This is a genomic window from Neorhizobium sp. JUb45, from assembly GCF_004343585.1.
GTDB lineage: Bacteria > Pseudomonadota > Alphaproteobacteria > Rhizobiales > Rhizobiaceae > Neorhizobium.
In genome coordinates, this window is record NZ_SLYW01000003.1 from 243,661 (window position 1) to 265,867 (window position 22,207).

Annotated in this window: 21 protein-coding genes and 1 tRNA gene; 12 read left to right on the forward strand and 10 right to left on the reverse strand. The window is 60.8% G+C overall.

Translation table 11 applies throughout. From position 1 onward, the window contains the following. The first annotated feature begins 83 nt into the window (after positions 1–83). Positions 84–293: a hypothetical protein gene (locus tag EDF70_RS13690; RefSeq protein ID WP_132274284.1), complete on the forward strand. Its 210-nt coding sequence runs from the start codon at positions 84–86 to the stop codon at positions 291–293. 27 nt (positions 294–320) lie between these two features. On the opposite strand, the gene EDF70_RS13695 is transcribed toward EDF70_RS13690, so the two are convergent. Next, positions 321–539 carry a hypothetical protein gene (locus EDF70_RS13695; protein ID WP_132274286.1) on the reverse strand — a complete coding sequence of 73 codons (219 nt, stop codon included), beginning with the start codon at positions 537–539 and terminating at the stop codon, positions 321–323. A 218-nt stretch (positions 540–757) separates the two neighbouring features. On the opposite strand from EDF70_RS13695, the gene EDF70_RS13700 reads away from it, so the two are divergent. From EDF70_RS13700 to EDF70_RS13710, 3 genes are read left to right on the forward strand one after another with little or no spacing between them, the layout of a single operon-like run. Continuing rightward, positions 758–1,654: a hemin ABC transporter substrate-binding protein gene (locus EDF70_RS13700; protein ID WP_132274288.1), complete on the forward strand. Its 897-nt coding sequence runs from the start codon at positions 758–760 to the stop codon at positions 1,652–1,654. A 2-nt stretch (positions 1,655–1,656) separates the two neighbouring features. Next, positions 1,657–2,742, forward strand: a complete 1,086-nt coding sequence (locus tag EDF70_RS13705) for an iron ABC transporter permease (RefSeq protein WP_132274291.1) — start codon at positions 1,657–1,659, stop codon at positions 2,740–2,742. Next, complete coding sequence (locus EDF70_RS13710; RefSeq protein ID WP_132274294.1) at positions 2,739–3,521, forward strand: heme ABC transporter ATP-binding protein; 783 nt, start codon at positions 2,739–2,741, stop codon at positions 3,519–3,521. The genes EDF70_RS13705 and EDF70_RS13710 overlap by 4 nt, the downstream gene beginning before the upstream one ends. Before the next feature lie 12 nt (positions 3,522–3,533). Here EDF70_RS13710 and EDF70_RS13715 read toward each other — a convergent pair whose 3' ends face one another. The 6 genes from EDF70_RS13715 to EDF70_RS13740 form a co-directional block, all read right to left on the reverse strand. Then, the gene (locus EDF70_RS13715; RefSeq protein ID WP_132274297.1) at positions 3,534–4,556 is read right to left on the reverse strand and encodes a substrate-binding domain-containing protein; all 1,023 of its coding nucleotides are present in this window, start codon (positions 4,554–4,556) and stop codon (positions 3,534–3,536) included. Then, positions 4,553–5,167, reverse strand: a complete 615-nt coding sequence (locus tag EDF70_RS13720; RefSeq protein ID WP_132274301.1) for a dual specificity protein phosphatase — start codon at positions 5,165–5,167, stop codon at positions 4,553–4,555. Before EDF70_RS13720 ends, EDF70_RS13715 begins: the two co-directional genes overlap by 4 nt. Further along, a complete protein-coding gene (locus EDF70_RS13725) occupies positions 5,164–5,985 on the reverse strand; it encodes an inositol monophosphatase (RefSeq protein WP_132274303.1) in 822 nt (273 codons plus the stop codon). The genes EDF70_RS13720 and EDF70_RS13725 overlap by 4 nt, the downstream gene beginning before the upstream one ends. A 74-nt stretch (positions 5,986–6,059) precedes the next feature. Next, entirely contained in the window at positions 6,060–7,157 is a 1,098-nt protein-coding gene (locus EDF70_RS13730) for an ABC transporter substrate-binding protein (protein ID WP_132275816.1), read from the reverse strand. Between the two features lie 64 nt (positions 7,158–7,221). After that, positions 7,222–8,373, reverse strand: coding sequence for an ABC transporter ATP-binding protein (locus EDF70_RS13735; RefSeq protein ID WP_132274306.1), 1,152 nt, complete (start codon positions 8,371–8,373; stop codon positions 7,222–7,224). Position 8,374: 1 nt separating this feature from the next. Then, positions 8,375–10,207: an iron ABC transporter permease gene (locus EDF70_RS13740; protein ID WP_165932028.1), complete on the reverse strand. Its 1,833-nt coding sequence runs from the start codon at positions 10,205–10,207 to the stop codon at positions 8,375–8,377. Positions 10,208–10,523: 316 nt separating this feature from the next. Between EDF70_RS13740 and EDF70_RS13745 the strand changes: the two genes are divergently transcribed. The 4 genes from EDF70_RS13745 (at position 10,524) to EDF70_RS13760 (ending at position 12,428) form a co-directional block, all read left to right on the forward strand. Then, positions 10,524–10,928 carry a hypothetical protein gene (locus EDF70_RS13745; protein WP_132274309.1) on the forward strand — a complete coding sequence of 135 codons (405 nt, stop codon included), beginning with the start codon at positions 10,524–10,526 and terminating at the stop codon, positions 10,926–10,928. 149 nt (positions 10,929–11,077) lie between these two features. Next, positions 11,078–11,557: a copper chaperone PCu(A)C gene (locus tag EDF70_RS13750; protein WP_132274312.1), complete on the forward strand. Its 480-nt coding sequence runs from the start codon at positions 11,078–11,080 to the stop codon at positions 11,555–11,557. Next, positions 11,554–12,141 carry an SCO family protein gene (locus EDF70_RS13755; protein ID WP_132274314.1) on the forward strand — a complete coding sequence of 196 codons (588 nt, stop codon included), beginning with the start codon at positions 11,554–11,556 and terminating at the stop codon, positions 12,139–12,141. The genes EDF70_RS13750 and EDF70_RS13755 overlap by 4 nt, the downstream gene beginning before the upstream one ends. A gap of 212 nt (positions 12,142–12,353) precedes the next feature. Then, positions 12,354–12,428: transfer RNA gene (locus tag EDF70_RS13760), tRNA-Gln, on the forward strand. A gap of 420 nt (positions 12,429–12,848) precedes the next feature. On the opposite strand, the gene fdhA is transcribed toward EDF70_RS13760, so the two are convergent. Together fdhA and EDF70_RS13770 are read right to left on the reverse strand one after the other, a co-directional pair. Beyond that, positions 12,849–14,039: a formaldehyde dehydrogenase, glutathione-independent gene (fdhA, locus tag EDF70_RS13765; protein ID WP_132274317.1), complete on the reverse strand. Its 1,191-nt coding sequence runs from the start codon at positions 14,037–14,039 to the stop codon at positions 12,849–12,851. Between the two features lie 275 nt (positions 14,040–14,314). Further along, complete coding sequence (locus EDF70_RS13770) at positions 14,315–14,911, reverse strand: PilZ domain-containing protein (protein WP_245519164.1); 597 nt, start codon at positions 14,909–14,911, stop codon at positions 14,315–14,317. A gap of 297 nt (positions 14,912–15,208) precedes the next feature. Here EDF70_RS13770 and thrC point away from each other — a divergent pair, with 297 nt between their 5' ends. The 4 genes from thrC to EDF70_RS13790 all read left to right on the forward strand — a co-directional run bounded on the left by thrC (position 15,209) and on the right by EDF70_RS13790 (position 21,772). Then, positions 15,209–16,615, forward strand: a complete 1,407-nt coding sequence (gene thrC / locus EDF70_RS13775) for a threonine synthase (protein ID WP_132275825.1) — start codon at positions 15,209–15,211, stop codon at positions 16,613–16,615. Positions 16,616–16,643: 28 nt separating this feature from the next. After that, positions 16,644–17,942: a pitrilysin family protein gene (locus EDF70_RS13780; RefSeq protein WP_132274320.1), complete on the forward strand. Its 1,299-nt coding sequence runs from the start codon at positions 16,644–16,646 to the stop codon at positions 17,940–17,942. Positions 17,943–18,272: 330 nt separating this feature from the next. Further along, the gene (locus tag EDF70_RS13785; RefSeq protein WP_132274324.1) at positions 18,273–18,878 is read left to right on the forward strand and encodes a GNAT family protein; all 606 of its coding nucleotides are present in this window, start codon (positions 18,273–18,275) and stop codon (positions 18,876–18,878) included. Continuing rightward, entirely contained in the window at positions 18,875–21,772 is a 2,898-nt protein-coding gene (locus EDF70_RS13790; protein ID WP_132274326.1) for an EAL domain-containing protein, read from the forward strand. Before EDF70_RS13785 ends, EDF70_RS13790 begins: the two co-directional genes overlap by 4 nt. A gap of 18 nt (positions 21,773–21,790) precedes the next feature. Here the strand turns inward: EDF70_RS13790 and EDF70_RS13795 are convergent, their stop codons facing one another. Then, positions 21,791–22,132 (reverse strand): hypothetical protein, encoded by a 342-nt coding sequence (locus EDF70_RS13795; RefSeq protein ID WP_132274329.1) that lies wholly within the window; start codon positions 22,130–22,132, stop codon positions 21,791–21,793. Positions 22,133–22,207: the final 75 nt, after the last annotated feature.

Genomic DNA, 22,207 nt, shown 5'->3' on the forward strand with positions numbered 1-22,207 from the left:
TAGCGCGTACGCAATACAAAAAACGCGCAGGGGCTTTATTGCCTGCAAATCCTCAACGAAAGATAAACCGGAAGAATTTTTCAATGGAAACCGTCACCATCGAAACACGCGCCGATTTTGCTCAATGGGCGATCGAACGGGCGCGGGCAATCGTCGCCGAGCAGGGCGGCAATCTGGCACTGGCCGCACGCGACATGCAGGACGACAAGATCGCCGAAACCGGCAATGCACTGGGACAGGCCATTGTCGACGCCATGCTGGAAGTGTTTGACGGCCTCGCGCCAGAGGATTGACCAGCGGCCTCCCGCTGAGACAATGACTTACGAAGCAAGTTGCGTGGGATAAAGCCGCGCTTCGGCACTGAGAAACAGCATTTCGCTGGCGTCACACCAGCCATTCGGGCGCAATCCCTTGATTGCGTCCGGCCATTCGGCCTTGCCGGACGCATTTACATAGCCCAGGCAATCGCAGCTCCCGGCGTCTTCAAAGTGAAGATAAGCCAGTCTGCCCACACCGAGCGTTTCAATCGCACGCCACATAAAAACCCCTGAACTGCGTAATACGGCCGTGACAATGTATCACGACGCTTGCGCGGGTCTGGTGACGGGAATGTGACAGCCTGTTTTCTTCTCCGTCATCACATTCCTGTTGCACGCCCGGTTTCGCCACCCGGTTTTGCCCGCGCCTTATTGCAAAACCCATAAACTTGAGTATCAGTGTCCAATTATTAGTTCGGCACCAGGTTTCCACCTGCGCAATGGCCGACAGAAAGGGCATTCACGTGGTCTCTCGTTTTCTAATCTCCCTAGGTTTCCTCGGAATTTTCGCCACGTCCGGCACTGCCATTGCGGCGGAAAAGGGCAACCCTGAAGCCACCCGCATCGTCTCGATCGGCGGCACGATCACGGAAATCCTCTATGATCTTGGTGCGCAGGACCGCATTGTCGCCCGTGATTCCACCAGCTTTTATCCCGCCGATGCCAATTCCAAACCGGATGTCGGTTACATGCGGGCGCTCTCGGCCGAAGGCATTCTGGGCCAGAAGCCGGATCTCATCCTGATGGAAGAAGGCTCCGGCCCGCCTCCGGTGATCGAAATCCTCAAGGCCAGCGAAGTGCCGATGGTGGTCATCCCGACGCCGCCGAAGGCAGACAAGATCGGCCAGAAAATCCGTGACATCGGCGCGGCCGTCGGCCTTTCCGACAAGGCGGAGCCGCTTGCGACCAAAACCGAAGCCGACCTGAAAACGCTGGCCGATGATGTCGCCAGGATCAAGGCCGAGAAGAAGAAGGTTCTGTTCGTGCTGTCGCTCTCGAACGGCCGCGTGATGGCCGGTGGTGCCGACACCGAAGCCGGTGCCGTGATCGAAATGGCCGGCGGCATCAATGCCGCGCCGACCATCAACGGTTATAAGCCACTCTCCGACGAAGCCGTCATTGCCGCCAGACCCGATGCGATCCTGTCCATGTCGCGCGGTGATCATTCCATCAAGCCGGAACAGGTATTTTCCCTGCCTTCAATGCAGACAACTCCGGCCGCCGAGAACAAGGCGCTGATTTCCATGGACGGCCTGCTGCTGCTCGGGTTCGGGCCCCGCACGCCGGAAGCCGCACGCGCACTCGCCGCGCAGATTTATCCCGGCGAGATCAAGTAGACATGAGAGCGCTCTCCTTGCCCCTGCGGCCAGCCGCTGATGGCGATCGCACCCAGCAGGGCGTCCTCGTTCTTTTCGGGCTTGCAGCCCTGCTGGTCATCGCCTGCCTGATCTCTCTCGGTGTCGGGCCAACAGGCGTCGGCCTTGCAGACCTCTGGGCCTACCTCACCGGAAATGCCGATCGGCTGACCACGCAGGAGCGCGTGATTCTTGAAGCCGTCAGGTTGCCGCGTACCGCACTCGGTCTGCTGGTCGGCGCAGGTCTCGCGGTATCCGGCGCCATGATGCAGGGGTTGTTTCGCAATCCGCTCGCAGATCCCGGCATCGTCGGCGTCACAGCCGGCGCAGGTCTCGCCGCCGTGGCGGCGATCGTGCTCGGCAACGGCATTCTGGCACCAATCGCGCTTCTGCTCGGCAATCAGTTTCTACCGCTAATGGCGTTTTTCGGGGGGCTCATCAACACCTGGGCGCTCTACCTGATCGCCACCCGCGACGGTCGCACCTCGACAACGGCCCTCATCCTCTGCGGCATCGCCATCGGCGCATTGACGGCGGCATTGATGGGCCTGCTGATCGTCATGGCCGATGACCGGCAATTGCGCGATATCACCTTCTGGAGCCTCGGCTCGCTTGGCGGCGCCACATACGGGCGCATCGTCTCCATCCTGCCCTTCATCGCTGTCGTGCTGGTGATCATTCCCTTCGTCGCGCGCGGACTGGACGCTCTCATTCTGGGAGATGCCGCAGCCTTTCACATGGGCATCCCGGTGCAGCGCCTGAAAAAGATCGTCATCATCGCCGTCGCCGCGGCCTGCGGCTCCACCGTTGCCGTTGCCGGCTCCATCGGTTTTGTCGGCATCGTCGTGCCGCATCTGCTGCGCCTGGCCATGGGGCCATCCCACCGTTTCCTGCTGCCCGGATCAGCCCTTGGCGGCGGCGCCCTGCTGTTGATCGCAGACAGCGTGGCGCGCACGGTGGCAGCACCGGCAGAATTGCCGATCGGCGTCATCACCGCCCTGTTCGGCGCACCGGTCTTCCTGTTCCTGCTGCTCGGTAAGAACGGCGCCAGCATGCGAGACCTGCCATGATTATCGCCGAAAATATCACCATCACCCGCAGCGGTCGCAATCTCGTCAAGTCGGTCGACATCGAGCTGAGACCCGGCTGCTTCACCGTGGTGATCGGCCCGAACGGCGCCGGCAAATCCACGCTGATGAAAGTTCTCTCCGGCGAGATGCGGCCGGACGAGGGAACCGTTTCTTATCACGGCAAAAATCTCGATCTCTGCCGGCCGGAAGATCTGGCGAAATGCCGGGCGGTCCTGCCGCAGGCAACACAGCTGGCTTTTCCGTTCACGGCGCTCGAAATCACCCGCATGGGCGCTGTCGCCCACGGCGCGCTGGATCCATCCGATCAGGCCCGCAAGGCATTGAAACGCGCCGGTCTTCATGGTTTTGAACGCCGTCCCTACCCTTCCCTGTCAGGCGGCGAGCAGCAGCGCGTGCAATTCGCCCGCGCATTGGCGCAGGTGCCAAAGCCGGTGTCCGACGGCGTGCCGAATGCGCTGTTTCTTGATGAACCGACGGCAAGCCTCGATCTCGGCCATCAGATCTCGGTGCTGGAAACGGCGCGCGATTTTGCATCCGCCGGCGGCATCGTGCTGGCCATCCTGCATGATCTCAATCTGGCCGCCGAGTTCGCCGATCATCTGGTCGTCCTGCACAATGGCAAGGTCGTGAAGTCAGGCGTCTGCGCGGACGCGATCACCGACGACGTCATCGCAAAAGTGTATGGCATCGGCGGCGCTGTCGGTCGCCTGCCTGCGGTGCATATGCCCTATGTGCTGCCGCAATCACGGCATCGCTGACAAGGAAGGTCCTTATGGCCCCGATCGCACGGTCTTTCGCCAGACCGGCAGGGCTTTCAGCGTGGTGACGGCACTGGCATCGGCAAACTCGCGCCCGTCCGTCACGCCTTTGGCGATGATTTCCGCCATTTCCTCGATAGGCTGGCGAAACGTCGTCAGCGCGTAACCGTCCCAGCCCGCCTGTTCGATATCGTCGAACCCGAGGACACACAGATCCCTCGGGATGACCATGCCAAAATCCTGGCGGGCGATATCCATGAAACCGCAGGCGAGAAGATCCGTGACGCAGAAGACGGCATCCGGACGCGCCGCGCCGGGCAACAACAGGCGTGCGGCTTCCGCGCCGCTGCGATAGCTGGTTGGCCCGACCTTGATCACCTGCGGCGGCTCGAAACCCGCTTCGACGATCGCCGCACTGAACAGCTTTTCGCGTGCCAGAAGGCTGGGCGAATTGTTGGTGGATGAAACGATCGCGAACGACCGACAGCCCGCACGGGCGAGCATATGCCGGGCATCGTTCATGGCGCTCTCGTGATCGAGATTGATATGCTCCGCCTCCTCTATCTGCCCCTGCCGATTGATGAGGATGACGTGCTGGCCGCTTTCGATGCAGGTGCGCACCAGCGAGACCGGCGGCGCGCCGGAGAGCACGATGGTGGCGGACGCGCGATAATTTAGCGTCTGATGCAGAGCCGCGCGTGAATCCGCCTCGTTGCCGGCGGTGTTGATGACCATGACGGCGCGGCCTGCCGCCTGAATGCGCCGCGTCAGCGCTTCGAGAAGCGCCGACTGGTAAGGCGCATGCAGATCGCCGCCGAGAATGCAGATCGGCCGGCTCTTCTCCTGCGACAACCCGCGCGCCAGATGGTTGACGTGGTAGTTCAGCTCTTCAGCCGCCGCCAGAACCTTGCGGCGGGTTTCATCCGAAACGCTCGCCCCTGCTGTAAACGTGCGCGATACTGCGGAGCGGGAAACCCCGGCGCGCTGCGCGACCTCGCTTGCACTTGCAAAATTCTGCGGCGGCCGATTGCTCATGCGACAGCCTTGTCCTTGTTCGCTTCGATAAGACGGATCATATCGGCCGCCCGCTCGACGGCATGGATCAGTTCCGGTTTCGGCGTTTCGAACCATTCGTCAGGATGCAACTGCCGTCTGTCACGCACATGGTCGATCGCCGATGCCAGCGTCGGATAGAGGTCCGGCATTTCCAGATGCAGGAACAGCGACACCAGCGAAACCGACCGGCTGCGACCGGCGCGGCAGTTGACCAGCACATTGCCCTTGTCCCGATGCGGATAGGACGGCTTTTGCGGAAAGCTCTGGCTGAGCGCCCCGCGCAGGAGATAATAACCGGCCATCAGCATGGTATCGGCATTGCCGGGACCATCGACGAGGCCGAGCTTGTAATAACGCAGGAAACCAGGACCGGAGGCGATGCGTCCTTCCTCGACAGGCTGCTCTGCGCCGACGAGATTGACATCGAAATTGACCGCGCAATTGACGATCACCTTGATGCCATGCTGTTCCAGCAAATCCGGCGTACTCACGGCTTCACGGCCACCGATATAAAGATCGACATCCCAGCCCGGCAGGTTCTTCTGGATAAGGCTCAGGTGCGGCCGCTCGTAATGCGGAGAGGACGTCATGCCGCTTCTCCCTTTCGTTCTGTCGGTGCGATCGCAATTTTCATCGCAGCGGAAAATTCGGCGGCAATGCCGGGCGCTGCGGCAAAAATCTCGCCGCCCATCAGCAACTCGGCTTCAGTTGCGGGATAGGCACCGGTCACACCGCCGGCTTCGCGCACCATCAGCAGACCGGCAAGGCAATCCCAGGCATTCATATAGTATTCCGCATAACCATCGGTGCGACCTTCCGCGACCCAGGCAATGGCAAGTGCCCCGGATGCCCCACGGCGGATATTGGCGCCCTCGGCAAGAACGGGCTCCTGCGCGGCCAGATAATCCGTCGTCGCTACGCGCGGCGACCAGCCGATCTCGACCGAAGCATTGGCGATGGCATCTGTTGCGGCAACGGCAAGCGGCGTGCCGTTCTTGGTTGCCCCTGCCCCCTTGCGGGCGAAATAGAATTCGTTCGAAGCCGGATTGAAGATCGCCCCGAGCAGTGTCTCACCCTTCACGCAGAACGAAATCGCGACGCAGAAATGGGCAATGCCGCGCGCGAAATTGGCGGTCCCATCGATCGGATCGATTACCCAAAGCCGTTCCGCCAGCGCGCCGCCGGCTTCCTCGCCCAGAATGCCATCTTCCGGAAATTCCGCCGCGATCGCAGCGCGTACATGGTTTTCCACGGCGCCATCGGCTTCGGTCAGAAAATCCTGGCGCCCCTTGAGGGTGAAATCGCCCGGCTTGCGGGTCTGGAAGGCGTCAAGTGCCAGCGCGCCGGCAGAGGCCGTGACAGTGCGCAGCAGGGTTTCGCGTTGGTTCAGTTCATCGACAGTCAGCATGGGGTCTTTCGGCGAGAGGATGACGGGGCACTGCAAGTGAGGCCCCGCCATGTTTCAGTTCGAATATGCGGCGATTACTTCTTGTAGTTCAAGGACCAGAGATCCTGCCAGTCCTGACGCGCTTCCCAGTCGTCACCGCCGGTCGAGGCATCATAGGCAAGCAGCTGATCGCGCACCTTGCCGACGCCGGAAGGTTCGTTGTCGGGGAGGCCGATCGTGGTGTTCGTCGACATCTTGCCGTCCTTTGCCTGTGGCGCGATACCTTCAGCCGTCATCATGTACCGGATGAACAGTTTTGCGGCATTCGGGCTTTTGGTGCCGGAGGCGATCAGACCGAGCGATGGGTAGGTCCAGCCGGAAAAGGGCGAGAGACCAGCGCAAAGGCCAAGCTTCATGCCATCCTTGTTGTCACGGTATTTGGCCGTGCTGACCAGACCAACAAAGCTTTCCTTGGTGTCCGGCGCGCCGATCGATTCGGCGGCAGCACCATCGGAATCGGTGAGCAACGGGCTGTTGGCGGCCAGAGCCTTGACCCATGCGGCGGTGGCACTGGCCTCGTCCGTCTTCAGCGGCTTGCCGTATTGCGCCTGATAGGCATCGGCAACAGCCTTGTCGGCATGCGTGGCGAGCTGGTTGAACCAGTCGGTATAGGACGGCTTGCCGATCGGATCCTGCATCGCCACCTTGCCCTTCCATTCGGCCTCGGTCAGCTGCCAGATATTCTTGACCGGGCAGCTGTCATGCAGGGCAGTGTTGTACGTCCAGACATTCGGAGCGAGAACGATGGTCAGCGGATCCTGATAGATCGCAGGAATATCCTTGGCGAGATCGGCAGGCAGCCAGCTTTTGGCATATCCCTTGGCAACGATCTGCGACAGCGCCGCCGGTGCATCCGCCAGAATGACCACATCGGCCTTGACGTTATTGGCCTGCGCCTCGCGGATGACGATTTCCAGCGTCTCCGGTGCGCCGGATTTTACGCCGGTGACCTTCACGCCGTATTTTTCGGAAAAGGCCTTGGCCTGTTCGACGATCTTGCCGGTGGAATCATAAACGGTGATCGGCGCTTCTTGTCTGGCAGCCTCGATCACGGCGTTGAGGTCGAATGCCTCCTCGGCGCCGGCGCTGGTGGCGACCAGCGAGATGGCGGCGGAAAACATCAGCGAAGACATCAGAGTGCGGGAAAGTCTCATCGATATTCCTTTGAATGATTTGAACAGGGATTTTTACGGGAGTTTATGCGGGTAAAAGCGCCGGCCGGCCTTGGCCGATCGGCTGTGCCGCGTTTTGCGCGCGGATTTCAGTGAGCTCGATGCGCTGCCCATCGGCGTCGAACAGGTGCAGGCCTTCGGCTTTTGCAAAACAGTCGACCACGTCGCCCGGCCTCGCCGTCGGGCGCGTGTGGGTGGCGTGGAAAAGACGCTCGGCCCCAAGCGAAAGCTCCAGTATCCAGCTGCCACCGGTCGGCATGATGCTTTCAAGCTTCAGCGTCCCGAGCGGCACGGCACCGACGGTGGCGGAAAACGCAATCTCTTCCGGCCGAATGCCGACTGACGCAACCTTGGACGTGCCCCCTAAGGGCAGTTTGCCGAACAGCCGCGCGGCCAGCCCGCCAAGCACTGACTGGGCATCGAGCGAGATCATGTTGATCGGCGGGTTGCCGATGAATTCCGCCACGAACCGGTTGACCGGCCGCGAATAGATATCATCCGGCGCACCGACCTGCTGCAGACGACCACCGTTCATCACCGCGATCGTGGTCGCCAGTGTCATCGCCTCCCACTGGTCATGGGTGACAAAAACGATCGTAGTGCGGAATTCCTCATGCAGTCGACGCAGTTCGGCGCGCATTTCGAGGCGAAGCGTGGCATCGAGATTGGACAGCGGTTCATCCAGCAACAGGATTTCGGGATTGACCGCCAGCATGCGGGCCAGCGCCACGCGCTGCTGCTGACCGCCCGAAAGCTGCGACGGATACCGCGCCGCATAATCGCGAATGCGTAGCTTTTCCATCACGTCATTGACCTTGGCGCGGCGCTCCGCTTCCGGGATCTTGCGCAGGCGCAGGCCGAAATCGATGTTGCGCTCCACGGTCATATGCGGCCAAAGCGCATAAGATTGGAAAACGAGGCCGAGCCGACGCTGCTCCGGCGGCAGAAAAGTGCCCGCGCTCAGGCTATCGACCACACGTTCGCCAATGGCGATCTCGCCGCCGCTCAGGTGCTCGAGACCGGCAATCATCCGCAATGTCGTGGTCTTGCCGCAGCCCGAGGGGCCTAGCAGGCACATGAATTCACCATGGGCGATGGTGAGGTTCAGATCGGAAACGGCGGCATGACCATGGCCGGCATAGTTCTTGGTGACATTGGTCAGTGTGATATCGGGCATGTCAGCTCTCCAGACCCTTGGCGATGCCTTTGCCGGTCAGTCGGTTGATGAGAATGGTGCCGGCCAGCGCCAGCAGCGCGATCATCAGCACGACGGCATTGGCGGCCTGGGTGTAATTGTAATCCACGAGGCGCAGCGAATAGGTGGTCAGCACATCGGTGGCCGGCACGGCGAGGATGATGAACAGGCTGACGCCCTTGATGCCGGAGATGAACGGCAGCAGGATCGCACTCGCCAGAGCCCGCTTCTGGATCGGCATCACGATGCTGGTCATGCGTCGCCACCAGCCGGCACCGGCAACACGCGCCGCCTCTTCCGGCTCCTTGCCGAGCTGTGCCATGGCGGCAATGCCGGATCGCGAGGCAAACGGCATCTGATCGGCAATCAGGGCCAGAATGAGGATGATCGAGGTGCCGTAAAGTGCCGGGATGGGACCGCGCGGCACGGCAAACAGCGTCAGCGTTGCCGCCGCAAAAGCGATGCCCGGCACCAGATAGGGCATGAAGGTTATCTGCCGCAGGAAGGCGCCGAGCGCAGCAAACGGGCTGCGGATGACGACATAACCGACCAGAAGACCAAGCACGCCCGAGGCCAGCGACGCGGCGCCGATGATGACCAGCGTATTGAGACCGGCGCTCCAGAATTCCGGCGTCAGCAGTATGCCGTTGCGCAACGCAACCGTATCGAGGTTCGAGCCGATCCAGTAATCGAAGGTAAAGTTTTCCGGTGTGAAACGGCCCGGCACGCGCATGATGGTCGAGAGAAACAGCGTCAGCAGCGGGACGACGACGCCGATGACGAAGAAGGCGACCGCAAAACCGGTGGCCGGGATAAACCAGCGCCCGAGCGGGCGACGACGGTTCATCGCCCCCTTGCCACCGACAATGGCGAAACGACGCGCCTCGCGCATCATCCGCGTATCGATGTAGAGCGTGAGCACACCGATCGCCATGATGACCGCCGCCATCACGGCTGCCATGCCGCTCTGGCGGGTAGAGATCGCGCGGTAAAGCGAGGTCGACAGCGTATCGAAGCCGACAGGCAGGCCGAGCACATAAGGTACGGCAAACTCGCCGATACAATCGGCAAAGATCAGCAGGCCGGAAGACAACAACGCCGGGCGCATCAGCGGCAGCACGATCTGGAATGCGACGCGGCGCCGACTTGCACCGAGAATACGAGCCGAATCCTCCAGCTGCGCATCGAGCCGCTGCAGCGCGCTGCCGAGGATGAGGATCACAAAGGGCGCATAATGCAGCGACAGGATGATGATCATCGGCAGGCGGCCATAGGCCAGCCAGTCGGGCGTGGCAAAACCGAGATTTTCCATCCAGCCGGGCTGGCCGCCCACAGTGCGGTTCTTGAAGATCGTCGTCCAGGCAAGTGCGAGCGTCCATGTCGGCAGCATGAAGGGGATGATCAGCGCCGTTGCGAACCAGCCGCGCCCCGGCAGCTCGGTCCGGTTGATCAGCCAGGCGAGCATGCCGCCGATCGACATGGACAGCACGATCGCACCAGCCGCCACCGACGCCGTATTGAGAAGCGGTTGCCACAGAAGAATGGCGGACATGCGGGAGGCAAAGGCGCGCGTGAGATAATAGAGCGTGAACGCCCCCTCCGGTGCGCGCATGCGCGCCGCATCGCCGATCTGCACGATCGCGACATTGACGAGAATCGAGATGACGGGCGCGAGAATGAGAAGAGCGAACAGCAGCGCAAGCACCAGCCCGATGGCAATGACCGGATCGCGGCGCGCCACGGCCAATTGATGACGCAGCCGCTGGAACCGTGAACCGGCATCCCCCCGCGTCATTCGCCCGTCGATCATCACCATGATGGCCGCCCCTTCTCTCGTTTATCGAGGCGGACCATAAAAAAGCTCGATGACAGCCGGATGACATTTTGCACATATGTGCACATCGAATATCGGGATTTTTTCGAAGACGCAGTTGTTATAAATCAGGTCTTGCTGGCATCGTCACAGGCCAAAGGCAGATCACAAATCAAGTATTTTTGCCCATAGGCGCATCGTTCAAAAAGGAGTTGATCGAGAGGTGCGCACCCAAGCGCAACCGTTCAGCGTCAAACCGCCGCAGATTGGCATTATCCACCTCGGTGACATCGCTGCGGCTTTGTGGCATTGAGATAACATGAGGGCGATCAGGCAAATCCTATCCGACAGGATTCTGGCCACCGCAATGGCGGTGGTGATCGCCTATGTGGTTGTCCTTCAAGGCCTGGCCGGCAGCTATGCCCGCGCATCCACCATCAGCCCGGCAGAAAACCCGTTCCATGTCATCTGCGCCTCTTCCGGCATCGTGGACACCGCGCCGGACAGCAAAAACACACCGCTGAAGAAAAGTGCGGAATGTCCATGCGCGCTGCTTTGCCGCCTCGCCGGTTCCGCAGTGCCCGCCATTCTTGCCGGCTCTGCCCCAGACATCCACAGGATCGCCGTCGCAGACAAGCCGACAGCGCACATGGTGGACATGGTCGCGCCGTCATCACAACGCCGGCTGCTCGCCGAACCTCGAGCGCCACCGCCGCGTGCCTGAACATCGGAATGTGAGGCGCCTTGCCCCCATGTTCGTCTTTCAGGAGAGATGTCTATCCGGCATCTCTCACGTTTCATGTTCGCGCTCCCCTCGCCTGACGGCACAGTACCGAACCCGAGCCGGCCGAGCGCACCCACCGGAGGAAACCCATGATCAGAAAACACATCGGCATCTTTGTGGCACTTGCAGCGACACTCAGCTTCGGCACGGCTCGGGCGCACGAATTCAAGGTCGGGGAGATCGAGATCGGCCATCCCTATTCGCGTGCCATGCTGCCCGTCGCCAAGGTTGGTGGCGGTTATCTGAAGATCACCAATGCCGGCCCGGCCGACCGTCTCGTCAGCGCCAGCTCCGATCGCGCCGGCAGCGTCGAATTCCATGAGATGAAGATGAATGGCGCCATCATGGAGATGCGCGAACTCCAGGGCGGTATTGTCCTTCCCGCCAAGTCCACAGTCGAGCTGAAACCGGGCGGTTATCATGTCATGTTCATGAATGTCACAAAGCCCTTCAAGGAAGGTGAAATGGTCAAGGCCACGCTTGTTTTTGAAAAGGCCGGCCCGGTCGATGTCGAGTTCGCCGTCGGCCCGATTGCCGGTGACAAGGCGCATTCGGAGCATGGAAAATGACGTCGAAAAATCCGTTCATGATGATCGCTGGCGTCGTGTCGGGCATTTTTGTGCTCGCACTCGTCGGCGTCATGGTCTGGATGTCGAAAGACACGCCCCGTTCGGGCACGTTCGGCACCGCCTTTTCCCTGGTCAATGACCAGGGAAAACCGGTCGATCAGTCGATCTTCAAGGGCAATCCGTCGCTCGTCTATTTCGGCTATACGCACTGCCCCGAGGTCTGCCCGACGACACTTTACGAGGTGGCAGGCTACCTTGAGGAACTCGGCGCGGAAGGCCAGTCGCTCAAAACCTACCTCTTCACCGTCGATCCGGAGCGCGACACGCCGGACATCATGAAAGGTTATGTCACCGCCTTTTCAGACCGCATCACCGGTGTCACGGGAACGCCGCAGGAAATGACAAAGGTCATTGCCGGCTGGAAGGCATTCGCGCGCAAGCAGCCAAACCCCAGCGGCGGTTATTCCATGAGCCACACGATGGATCTGTTTCTGATCGGCGCCGACGGACGCTTGAAAGGTCTCATTCCCTATGGCGCAGACCCTGACGAAGCCATCGAAAAAATCCGTAGCGCGCTTCTGTAATGAACACCGATTCCGGCCGTCGCAAAAGCTTGCGCAGCGGCCGGAAAGACCTGCGAACCTCAGCCTTGCCGCCTATTGCCGACAGGCTGTCCGTCTCCCACAAAAAAGCGCAGCCTTGCGGATTGCCGTGATGACAAAGCTTTGCTAAGGGGTGGCACCGTTTCCACCGGCTACAAGAATCTTCGCTTCGCGGAGTTGTTCCGGTTGTTTGATGGGGCGTCGCCAAGCGGTAAGGCACCGGTTTTTGGTACCGGCATTCCCAGGTTCGAATCCTGGCGCCCCAGCCACAACACTCTTTTTCAAGCCTAGAATCCATGTTTTCCGGCGTTTTCGCTTAGCTGGGAATCACGTTTCAGACGCTGTCTTACAGGAGTGTGTGACACAAGTGTCTTACAGGAACGCCGCTAAATCCTGCCCGTCCTTCCATTCAAGAGATGGGGCGAGGTTAGTTTGTGCTTTGCCAACTGGCGAATGGCTACTTCTCCGCCTGGCGATGAGAATGCTCACGGCCAGGTCGTGATAGCCGGTCACCGCAATCCAGCGACAGCCCCCAAAGATTGGCAAATGTCATCTGGGTTAAGCCGCTCCCCTTACGGGCGCCGGCAAGGACGGGCAGAGACACGCGGCTCTGCCCGGCTTGAGTCTGGGGTGAGGTGCGATGGCACCCAAGACAATACAGCCACTGGCCGCGAGATCGTCTTTGTTGATCAAGCCACCTTACCCAATACCCCATGCGGGTCGAGCACGAACTTGGTCGCCGCACCCTGATCAAAGCTCTCATAGCCTTGCGCGGCATCCTCCAGCGAAATCACCTTGGCATTGACGATATCGGCGATCGGCAGGCGGTCGTGCAAGATGGCCTGCATGAGCTGGCGATTGTATTTCAGCACCGGCGTCTGCCCCGTATGGAAGGACTGCGCCTTGGCCCAGCCAAGCCCGAACCGCAGTGACAGGCTGCCCTGCTTGGCAGCCGCATCCACGGCACCGGGATCTTCCGTCACGTAAAGCCCGGGAATGCCGATCTGACCGGCGGCGCGGGTGATTTCCATCATCTGGTTCAGAACGATCGCCGGCTGTTCGCCGCCGGCATGGCCGCGCGCCTCGAAACCGACGGCATCAATGGCACTGTCCACCTCGTCGGTGCCGACGACCTGCGCAATCATGTCGCCAAGTCTGTCAGACTGTGAGAGATCGATCGGTTCGAACCCGACCTTTGCGGCATGCGCCAGACGCTCCTTGTTGAAATCGCCGATCATGACGACGGCAGCCCCCAGAATGCGGGCGGAAGCGGCAGCCGCCAGCCCCACCGGCCCGGCACCGGCAACATAGACCGTCGAGCCGACGCCGACGCCGGCCTTCACCGCGCCGTGAAAACCGGTCGGCAGAATGTCGGAGAGCATGGTGAGGTCGCGGATTTTTGACATCGCCCGGTCGCGATCCGGGAATTTCAGAAGGTTGAAATCGGCGTAAGGAATGGTGACGTAGCGTGCCTGCCCGCCGATCCAGCCGCCCATATCGACATAACCATAGGCGCCGCCGGCACGCGACGGGTTCACCGTCAGGCACACACCTGTGTCCTGGGCCTTGCAGCAGCGGCAACGGCCGCAGGCGACATTGAAGGGCACAGAGACGATATCGCCGATCTCCAGCATCTCGACATCGACGCCCTTTTCGATCACCTCGCCGGTAATTTCATGGCCAAGCACGAGGCCAGGCATGGCGGTGGTGCGTCCGCGCACCATGTGCTGGTCGGAACCGCAGATATTGGTGGAAATGACTTTCAGGATGACGCCGTGCTCGATGCGCCGACCATCGGGCGCCTCCAGCTTCGGATCATCGATATCGCGGACTTCCACCTTGCCGGGTTTCAGATAAACGACGCCACGGTTCCTGCTCATACCATTCCTCCTTGGTTGAGTTTGCCCCCGAACTGTTCTGGTCGAAGGCATTTTTGCGGGGCCGATCCCTCCTCGGATCGACGCCGCAACCTTCCAATCGTTATTGCCGTTTCAAGAGACCATGCATGATGCTTTCGAACGCCCGCGAAAACGACATGGCCGGTCGGCAAAGACGACATATGGTCTGGAATGCGGTGAAGGGAACAGTAGGCATTAAAAAGCCGCCCGCAACATCGTCGCGGACGGCTCGAAAAATCTCTCGACGATATCGGCAATCAGCCCCGGCGCGCAGCCTTCTTCGGCGCGGCCTTGCCGTCGTCGAAACCGATGCGCACTGTCGTGAAGCGCGAAGCCCCTCCAGCAGCATTCGGGATCGAGACGTCGGCCTTGTTGAAGATGAACTGGCCGCTGCCTTCCGGCGGGATGTTGGCGTTAAAGGCAACCTTCTGCGAATAGATGACGTTACTGCCATCGACCACTTCCACCAGAACCGGCAGCGTCACGTCACCGGTCTTGCCGGCGGCGCCGGCCACGATGCGGCCCTGCGCCATCACATTGATGGTCAGCGTGGATTCACTCGCCGTGCAGGAGCGCGTCACGTCGGCAAAGGAGGCCTGATAGATCAGCTTGCTGTCGTCGCCTTCGGCGGCCTTGCCGACATAGGACCGGTGGAAACCGGTATCGGTGCGGATCACCACCTGCGGGCAATAGGCCTGCACGACCGGTGTGACACTGGCCTGCGCTTCGGCACGACCGGCAGCGCCCAGATCGGGCGTGCTGCAGCCGGCAAGCGCTGCGGCCAGCCCGGCACCGGCAGCCGTGCGCAAAACCGTCTTGAAAGATGCCGTGGTCAGGGATGTTTTTCCAAACACGTTACTCAACCCTTTTGCATATCTGATCTGCCGCCTGGCCGATCCTGGCTTTATTTCTGGCGCGACCGGAACTTCCGGCACCTCTTCAAGCCAAGGTCTATAGCAGTGGCATTTTGAAAAATCGATCCGTTATGACACGAAAATCATCTCTACGTTGAGAGACATGCGAATACGGCAAAATTCGAACTGCGGAACCGCTCGGGCATAATCCGGGCTCGCATTCCCCATCGGCTTTCTGTATTGAAGGCCGAACTTTTTTACGCCGGCTTTTCCGGAGCCGATGCTTCTTTCTGGGGAATGAACTTCGTGGAATACATCTCGACACGCGGCGAAGCACCCGCGCTCAGCTTTCGCGACGCACTCATGGCAGGCCTTGCCCGCGATGGCGGCCTTTACGTTCCGCGCGAATGGCCGACATTTTCCAAAAAAGACATCAAGGCCCTGCGCGGCAAGACCTATCAGGAGATCGCATTCGCGGTTATCAGCCGTTTCACCGGTAACGAGATCGCGGCCGACAAGCTGCAGGCGATGATCAATGAGGCCTATGCCACCTTCCGCCATCCGGCCGTTGTGCCGCTGGTGCAGACCGGCCCCAACGATTTCGTGCTGGAACTTTTCCATGGTACGACGCTCGCCTTCAAGGACGTGGCGATGCAATTGCTCGCCCGCCTGATGGACCACGTACTGGCCGAACGCGGCCAGCGCGCAACCATCGTCGGCGCGACCTCGGGCGATACTGGCGGCGCCGCCATCGACGCCTTTGCCGGCCGCGAGCGCACCGATGTGTTCATCCTGTTCCCGCATGGCAAGGTTTCGCCGGTGCAGCAGCGCCAGATGACCTCCTCGGGTGCTTCGAACGTTTATGCGGTTGCCGTGAAGGGCAATTTCGACGATTGCCAGAACCTTGTGAAGGAGATGTTCAACGACGTCGCCTTCCGCGAAAAGGTCGGCCTGTCGGGTGTCAATTCGATCAACTGGGCGCGCATCATGGCGCAGGTGGTTTACTACTTTACCTCCGCCCTTTCGCTTGGCGCACCAGACCGCAAGGTCTCGTTCACGGTACCGACCGGCAATTTTGGCGATATCTTTGCAGGCTACGTGGCCAAGAAAATGGGCCTGCCCATTGAGCGTCTGGCGATTGCCACCAACGACAACGACATTCTCGCCCGCACGCTGAAGACCGGCCGTTACGAGATGAAGGGCGTGCACGCCACCACCTCGCCGTCGATGGATATCCAGATCTCCTCCAACTTCGAACGCCTCCTGTTCGAAGCCTATGGTCGCGATTCCGGCGCCGTGCGCAATGCCATGGCGAGCCTGAAACAGTCCGGTTCGTTCGAGATCCAGCCGGAAGCCCTGAAAGCCATCCGCCGCGAGTTCCGCGCCGCCCGCGCCACCGAAAAGCAGGTTGCCGCGACCATCAAGGACACCTTGGCCGAGACCGGCTATCTGATCGATCCACATACGGCAACGGGCGTTTTTGCGGCGAAAAAGTTCGCAAAGCCGGGCGTTCCGATGGTGACACTGTCGACTGCCCACCCGGCCAAGTTCCCGGCTGCCGTAGAAAGCGCTTGCGGAATTTCTCCAGCACTTCCACTATGGCTTGCTGATTTAATGACACGGGAGGAGCGTTTCGATCTCTTGGATGCGGACCTGAAAGCCGTCGAAGGCTTCATCAGCAAACATGCCCGGGCCACCGCCTGACGGGATCAGAAGACGCCGGAGATACAGTATGAATGTTAATATCACCCGGCTCGCCTCCGGGTTGACCGTCGTCACCGAAAACATGCCGCATCTGGAAAGCGTTGCGCTGGGCGTATGGATCAAGTCCGGCTCGCGCAACGAGATGGATAACGAGCATGGTATCGCCCACCTTCTCGAGCACATGGCCTTCAAGGGCACCGCGCGCCGCAGTGCCCGCGATATCGCCGAGGAAATCGAGAATGTCGGCGGCGAGTTGAACGCCGCCACCTCGACGGAGACGACCTCCTATTACGCCCGCGTGCTGCGCGACGACGTGCCGCTCGCCGTCGATATCCTTGCCGACATCCTGACCGAATCGGCTTTTGATGAAGAAGAACTGCAGCGCGAGAAGAACGTCATCCTGCAGGAAATCGGCGCGGCCAATGATACGCCCGACGACATCGTTTTCGACCGGTTTTCCGAAGTCGCCTATCGCGGCCAGACGCTTGGCCGGCCGATCCTCGGCACGCCGGAAACAGTGCTGGCGTTCACGCCCGACAATATTCGTGGTTACCTTTCGCGCAATTACACCACCGACCGCATGTTTGTGGTAGCGGCTGGCGCCGTCGATCACGACGTGTTCGTCAAACAGGTGGAACAGCGTTTCGCCTCGCTGCCGCAGAGCCCCTCGGCACCGCCGGTTCTGGAAGCTGCCAAATATATCGGCGGTGACGTGCGCGAAACCCGCGACCTGATGGATACGCAGGTGCTTCTCGGCTTCGAGGGCAAGGCCTATCACATGCGGGACTTCTACTGCTCGCAGATCCTTGCCAACATTCTCGGCGGCGGCATGTCCTCGCGCCTGTTCCAGGAAGTGCGCGAACATCGCGGCCTCTGTTACTCTGTCTACGCCTTCCATTGGGGCTTTTCCGATACCGGCATCTTTGGCATCCATGCCGCCACCGGCGCGCAGGACCTGCCGCAGCTGGTTCCGGTCATTCTCGACGAGCTGCGCAAGTCTTCCGAAGTCATGCACCAGCAGGAAATCGATCGCGCCCGCGCCCAGATTCGCGCCCAGCTGCTGATGGGTCAGGAAAGCCCCGGCGCGCGCGCCGGCCAGATCGCCCGCCAGATGCTGCTTTACGGCCGTCCGATCCCGAGCGGCGAGATGATGGAGCGTCTGGAAGGCATCACCACCCAGCGCCTGACCGATCTTGCCGGACGGCTGTTTTTCGATACAGTTCCGACATTGTCGGCCATCGGCCCGGTGGAAACGCTGGCGCCGTTCGAAGACATCACCTCGGCGCTTTCTTCGCCGCAGATCAAGACACAACAGGCCACCGGCTGATCCGGCCCGGCCGGGGCTCAAAACATCGCTCCGGCTAACCGCCTTCCCGCCGATGTTCCCTGCCGACCCAGGGCTATCGCATATGGACCCGATGCAGCGCCGCGAGCTCCCTTTGAGTGCCCTCGTTGAAGCGGGGGCATCTGGCATCAAGAAAGTCCCCCTCTGGCCTGCCGGCCATCTCCCCCACAAGGGGGGAGAAGACTTGCGGCAATCACTTGCTCATATTGAACCTCGGCGGATCGGCTGGGTTAAGCCCCTCCCCCTTGTGGGGAGGGGTTTGGGGCGGGGTCTTTTAATATGCGAAACCGTATCCGGTGGAGCACGCATGACATGACGAAATCAGTCTTTCGTTTCCTGTCGCGGCAGCCGGAGACGCCGGAGCTTTACGGCGATCACCATCTGTTGCGCCTGCCGCGTTTTGCCGATTACCGCCAGTGGTTTGCCGCCCGTGACGGAAGCCGCGCCTTTCTGCAGCCATGGGAGCCGACTTGGCGGGCCGACGAACTGACGGAAAGCGCTTTCCGGCTGCGTGTGCAGCGCAATACACAGGAATTCTCCTCGGGCGTCGCGGTGCCGTTTTTTCTGTTCCGGCGCGAAGACATGGCACTGATGGGGGGGCTTACTGTCGGCTATATCCGCCGGGGAGCGGCACAAAGCTGCATGATCGGCTACTGGATGGGTGAAAAATATGCTGGCAATGGCCATATGTTCGCCGCACTCAAGCTAGCAGTACCCTACATCCACACCGGACTTCAGTTGCACCGTATCGAAGCAGCCTGTATTGCAGAGAATTGGAAAAGCGTGCGTCTTCTCGAGAAGGCCGGTTTCGAACGGGAAGGTCTCTTGCGAAAATACCTGAAGATAAACGGCGAGTGGCGCGACCACCTGATGTTTTCACGACTGGCCGGTGAGCCGACAGAGATCGGCACACCATGATGCAGCGTGCCCCTCGCCTGACCATGCAGCGCATTCTTGCCGCGCTGGTTCTGATGCTGACCGCCCTCGTTTCAACGGCCGCCTTCGCCGCCGAGCCGGTCAAGCTTTCGCGTGACGACACCGCGCTCGACCTGACGCCGACAACCGAGATCTATGCCAACCAGGGCGAAGCCTTTCAGGTTTCCACCGCTGCCGGCACCGATGGCATCCGCCGCCGTATCGAGGTGCGCGCCTCCTCGCAAAGCCACCAGGGCGACTGGGCTGTGTTCGCGCTCGCCAACGTCACCGACGAACAGCTGGAGCGCGTCATCGTCGCACCGCATTTCCGCCTGGCAAAATCGCAGCTATTCTGGCCCGATCTCGGGTCGCAGCGCATCATCTCGATCACGCCATCCGAAGGTTTTGCACTCGACCGTATCGCCAGCCCCGATGCCGACGTGTTTCGCATCACGCTCAACCCCGGCGCCGTCATCACTTTCGTGGCCGAGCTTTCGACTCCGCAACTGCCGCAGATCTATCTCTGGCAACCGGATGCCTATAAGGATTCGATCAACTCCTTCACGCTCTACAAGGGCATCGTGCTCGGCATCGCTGGCCTGCTTGCCGTGTTCCTGACCATCCTTTTCGTGGTCAAGGGCACCTCGATGCTGCCGGCCGCCGCCGCCCTTGCATGGGCGGTGCTCGCCTATGTCTGCGTCGACTTCGGGTTTCTCGAAAAGCTCATATCGGTGACATCGAGCGACCAGCGAATATGGCGTGCCGGCGCGGAAGTGTCGCTGGCCTCATCAATGGTGATCTTCCTGTTCACCTATCTCAACCTCAACCGCTGGCACGTGCATCTGGGCTATGCGACATTTGCCTGGATCATCGGTCTAGGTCTGCTGTTCGGCGTCGCCATCTACGATCCGTCGATCGCATCCGGTATTGCGCGCCTGTCCTTCGCGCTGACCGGCACGGCCGGCATCCTTTTGATCGTTTATCTCGGCATGAACCGTTTTGACCGCGCCATTCTTCTGGTGCCGACATGGGCGGTTCTGCTGGTCTGGCTGTTCGGCGGCTGGCTGACCGTCACCGGGCGGCTGGACAACGACATCATCCAGCCGGCGCTGGGCGGTGGTCTGGTGTTGATCGTCCTCTTGATCGGCTTCACGGTCATGCAGCACGCCTTTGCCGGCGGCGCCTATCAGCAGGGCCTGTTTTCCGATCTGGAGCGCCAGTCGCTGGCGCTGACCGGCTCGGGCGATACCGTCTGGGACTGGGACGTGGCGCGCGACCGCGTCATCACCACGCCGGATATTTCCGCGCAGCTCGGCCTTTCCTCCGGCACCATGCACGGGCCGGTGCGCAACTGGATCCCGCGCCTGCACCCGGATGATCGCGATCGCTTCAAGGCGACGCTCGACGTGCTCTTGGAACACCGCCGCGGCCGCCTGAACCACGAATTCCGCATCCGCGCAGAAGACGGCCATTTCCACTGGCTGCAAATCCGCGCCCGGCCCGTTCTCGGCTCCAACGGCGAAATCATCCGTTGCGTCGGCACCGTCGTTGATGTGACCGAGCAGAAAAACTCCGTCGAGCGGCTGCTGCAGGATGCCATGCACGACAACCTCACCGGCCTGCCGAACCGTCAGGTGTTTCTCGATCGTCTGCAATCGGTGCTGACCATCGCCGCTTCCAGCGATGGCGTGCGCCCGACCGTGCTGTCGATAGATATCGACCGCTACAAGCAGGTGAACGACAGTTTGGGCATCGCCGCGGGTGACAACATTCTCATTGCGCTCACCCGCCGCCTGCGCCGTTTGCTGAAGCCGCAGGATACGCTGGCCCGCCTCTCCGGCGACGAGTTCGGCCTCATCCTCGTGTCCGAACGCGATCCGGCCAAGGTGGCGGATTTTGCCGATGCCGTCTCCAAGGCGATCATGGTGCCTATCAATTTCGCGCATCGCGAAATCATCCTCACGGCCTCGATCGGGCTTGCCTCATGGGTGGACCAGCAGGAAAACGCGCAAGGCCTGTTGAGCGACGCCGAGCTTGCCATGTACCGGGCCAAACGCGCCGGCGGCAACCGCGTCGAACCGTTCCGCCCGGCCTTCCGCGCCTCCGGCACCGACCGCCTGCAGCTGGAAACGGATCTGCGCCGTGCGCTGGACCGCAAGGAACTGACCATGGCCTACCAGCCGATCATCCGGCTGGACAATGGCGAGATCGCCGGTTTCGAATCGCTGATGCGCTGGGAACACCCCAAGCGCGGCACGATTCCGCCGAGCGAGTTCATCCCGATCGCGGAAATGTCGGACCTGATCGGCCCGCTCGGCCTGTTCGCGCTCGACCGCTCCGCAAACGACCTGAAGGACTGGGAAACCCAGACCGGTGTTCTGCCGATCTTCATGTCGGTGAACCTGTCGAGCGCGCAGCTGATCAACAATGATCTCTGCAACGACGTCCGTTCCATCCTCGCACGCACCCATTGCGAACCGAGCCGGTTCAAGCTGGAACTGACCGAATCGGTGATGATGGAGAACCCGGAACAGGCCCGCCTCGTGCTCAACAAGCTCAAGGAAACCGGCCTCAGCCTCGCACTGGACGATTTTGGCACCGGCCATTCCTCGCTCGCCTACCTGACGCAATTCCCGTTCGACACGATCAAGCTCGACAAGGCGCTGGTGGCGGGTGCGGCCGAAAAACGCGCACTGCTGCTGCGCTCGGTGATCGCCATGGCCCGTTCGCTGGAAATGGTGGTGGTGGCCGAGGGCGTGGAGACCGACGAAGACGCCGCCGATCTGGTGAAAATGGGCTGCCATTACGGCCAGAGCTATCTGTTTGGCCCGCCGATGGATGCCGGTTCGGTGCAACGGTTGCTGAAGGAACGGTTTCCGCTGACAAAACGGGCGTGAGGGGGGAAGCGACGGTCGTTATTGCGACCGACCGTCATCCAACTCGACAACGAAGCCGCCACAGAGAAATTCGAAGGCATCCTGTTCCGCATCAAATACGCGGTATCGCACCTCCGGAAAGTGCGATGATTTCTCTGGCTCGATCTGCAGATTAATGCCGGAAAGGGTCAGCATATTTTCGGGGCGTAACTCCACGCACTGATCGAAATGAAGCGAGAGACGACGCGTGCTTGTCGGGTTCACCATCACCATTGTGATGAACAGAAAAACGCAATCCGCAGACCGCTTGATCCCAAGCTCATCGATACGGCGGTAATCCCAGCATCTGGCCAAGGAAAGCTGTTCAAGCTTGTCTATCATAAGAATTTCTCAGTAAACGAAACATCGATTGCTGGCGGGTTTCAATCAACCTAGCATCGGCAGGACAGAGAAATC

What these genes read in the sequence shown, in the direction of transcription:
- EDF70_RS13780 (WP_132274320.1), top strand. Translation starts at nt 16,644, where the DNA reads ATGAATGTTAATATCACCCGGCTCGCCTCCGGGTTGACCGTCGTCACC.
- EDF70_RS13755 (WP_132274314.1), top strand. Translation starts at nt 11,554, where the DNA reads ATGACGTCGAAAAATCCGTTCATGATGATCGCTGGCGTCGTGTCGGGC.
- EDF70_RS13690 (WP_132274284.1), top strand. Translation starts at nt 84, where the DNA reads ATGGAAACCGTCACCATCGAAACACGCGCCGATTTTGCTCAATGGGCG.
- EDF70_RS13730 (WP_132275816.1), bottom strand. Translation starts at nt 7,157, where the DNA reads ATGTCTTCGCTGATGTTTTCCGCCGCCATCTCGCTGGTCGCCACCAGC.
- EDF70_RS13740 (WP_165932028.1), bottom strand. Translation starts at nt 10,207, where the DNA reads ATGGTGATGATCGACGGGCGAATGACGCGGGGGGATGCCGGTTCACGG.
- EDF70_RS13745 (WP_132274309.1), top strand. Translation starts at nt 10,524, where the DNA reads ATGAGGGCGATCAGGCAAATCCTATCCGACAGGATTCTGGCCACCGCA.
- EDF70_RS13720 (WP_132274301.1), bottom strand. Translation starts at nt 5,167, where the DNA reads ATGACGTCCTCTCCGCATTACGAGCGGCCGCACCTGAGCCTTATCCAG.
- EDF70_RS13715 (WP_132274297.1), bottom strand. Translation starts at nt 4,556, where the DNA reads ATGAGCAATCGGCCGCCGCAGAATTTTGCAAGTGCAAGCGAGGTCGCG.
- EDF70_RS13705 (WP_132274291.1), top strand. Translation starts at nt 1,657, where the DNA reads ATGAGAGCGCTCTCCTTGCCCCTGCGGCCAGCCGCTGATGGCGATCGC.
- EDF70_RS13695 (WP_132274286.1), bottom strand. Translation starts at nt 539, where the DNA reads ATGTGGCGTGCGATTGAAACGCTCGGTGTGGGCAGACTGGCTTATCTT.
- EDF70_RS13790 (WP_132274326.1), top strand. Translation starts at nt 18,875, where the DNA reads ATGATGCAGCGTGCCCCTCGCCTGACCATGCAGCGCATTCTTGCCGCG.
- EDF70_RS13710 (WP_132274294.1), top strand. Translation starts at nt 2,739, where the DNA reads ATGATTATCGCCGAAAATATCACCATCACCCGCAGCGGTCGCAATCTC.
- EDF70_RS13725 (WP_132274303.1), bottom strand. Translation starts at nt 5,985, where the DNA reads ATGCTGACTGTCGATGAACTGAACCAACGCGAAACCCTGCTGCGCACT.
- EDF70_RS13795 (WP_132274329.1), bottom strand. Translation starts at nt 22,132, where the DNA reads ATGATAGACAAGCTTGAACAGCTTTCCTTGGCCAGATGCTGGGATTAC.
- thrC (WP_132275825.1), top strand. Translation starts at nt 15,209, where the DNA reads ATGAACTTCGTGGAATACATCTCGACACGCGGCGAAGCACCCGCGCTC.
- EDF70_RS13785 (WP_132274324.1), top strand. Translation starts at nt 18,273, where the DNA reads ATGACGAAATCAGTCTTTCGTTTCCTGTCGCGGCAGCCGGAGACGCCG.
- EDF70_RS13700 (WP_132274288.1), top strand. Translation starts at nt 758, where the DNA reads ATGGCCGACAGAAAGGGCATTCACGTGGTCTCTCGTTTTCTAATCTCC.
- EDF70_RS13735 (WP_132274306.1), bottom strand. Translation starts at nt 8,373, where the DNA reads ATGCCCGATATCACACTGACCAATGTCACCAAGAACTATGCCGGCCAT.
- EDF70_RS13750 (WP_132274312.1), top strand. Translation starts at nt 11,078, where the DNA reads ATGATCAGAAAACACATCGGCATCTTTGTGGCACTTGCAGCGACACTC.
- fdhA (WP_132274317.1), bottom strand. Translation starts at nt 14,039, where the DNA reads ATGAGCAGGAACCGTGGCGTCGTTTATCTGAAACCCGGCAAGGTGGAA.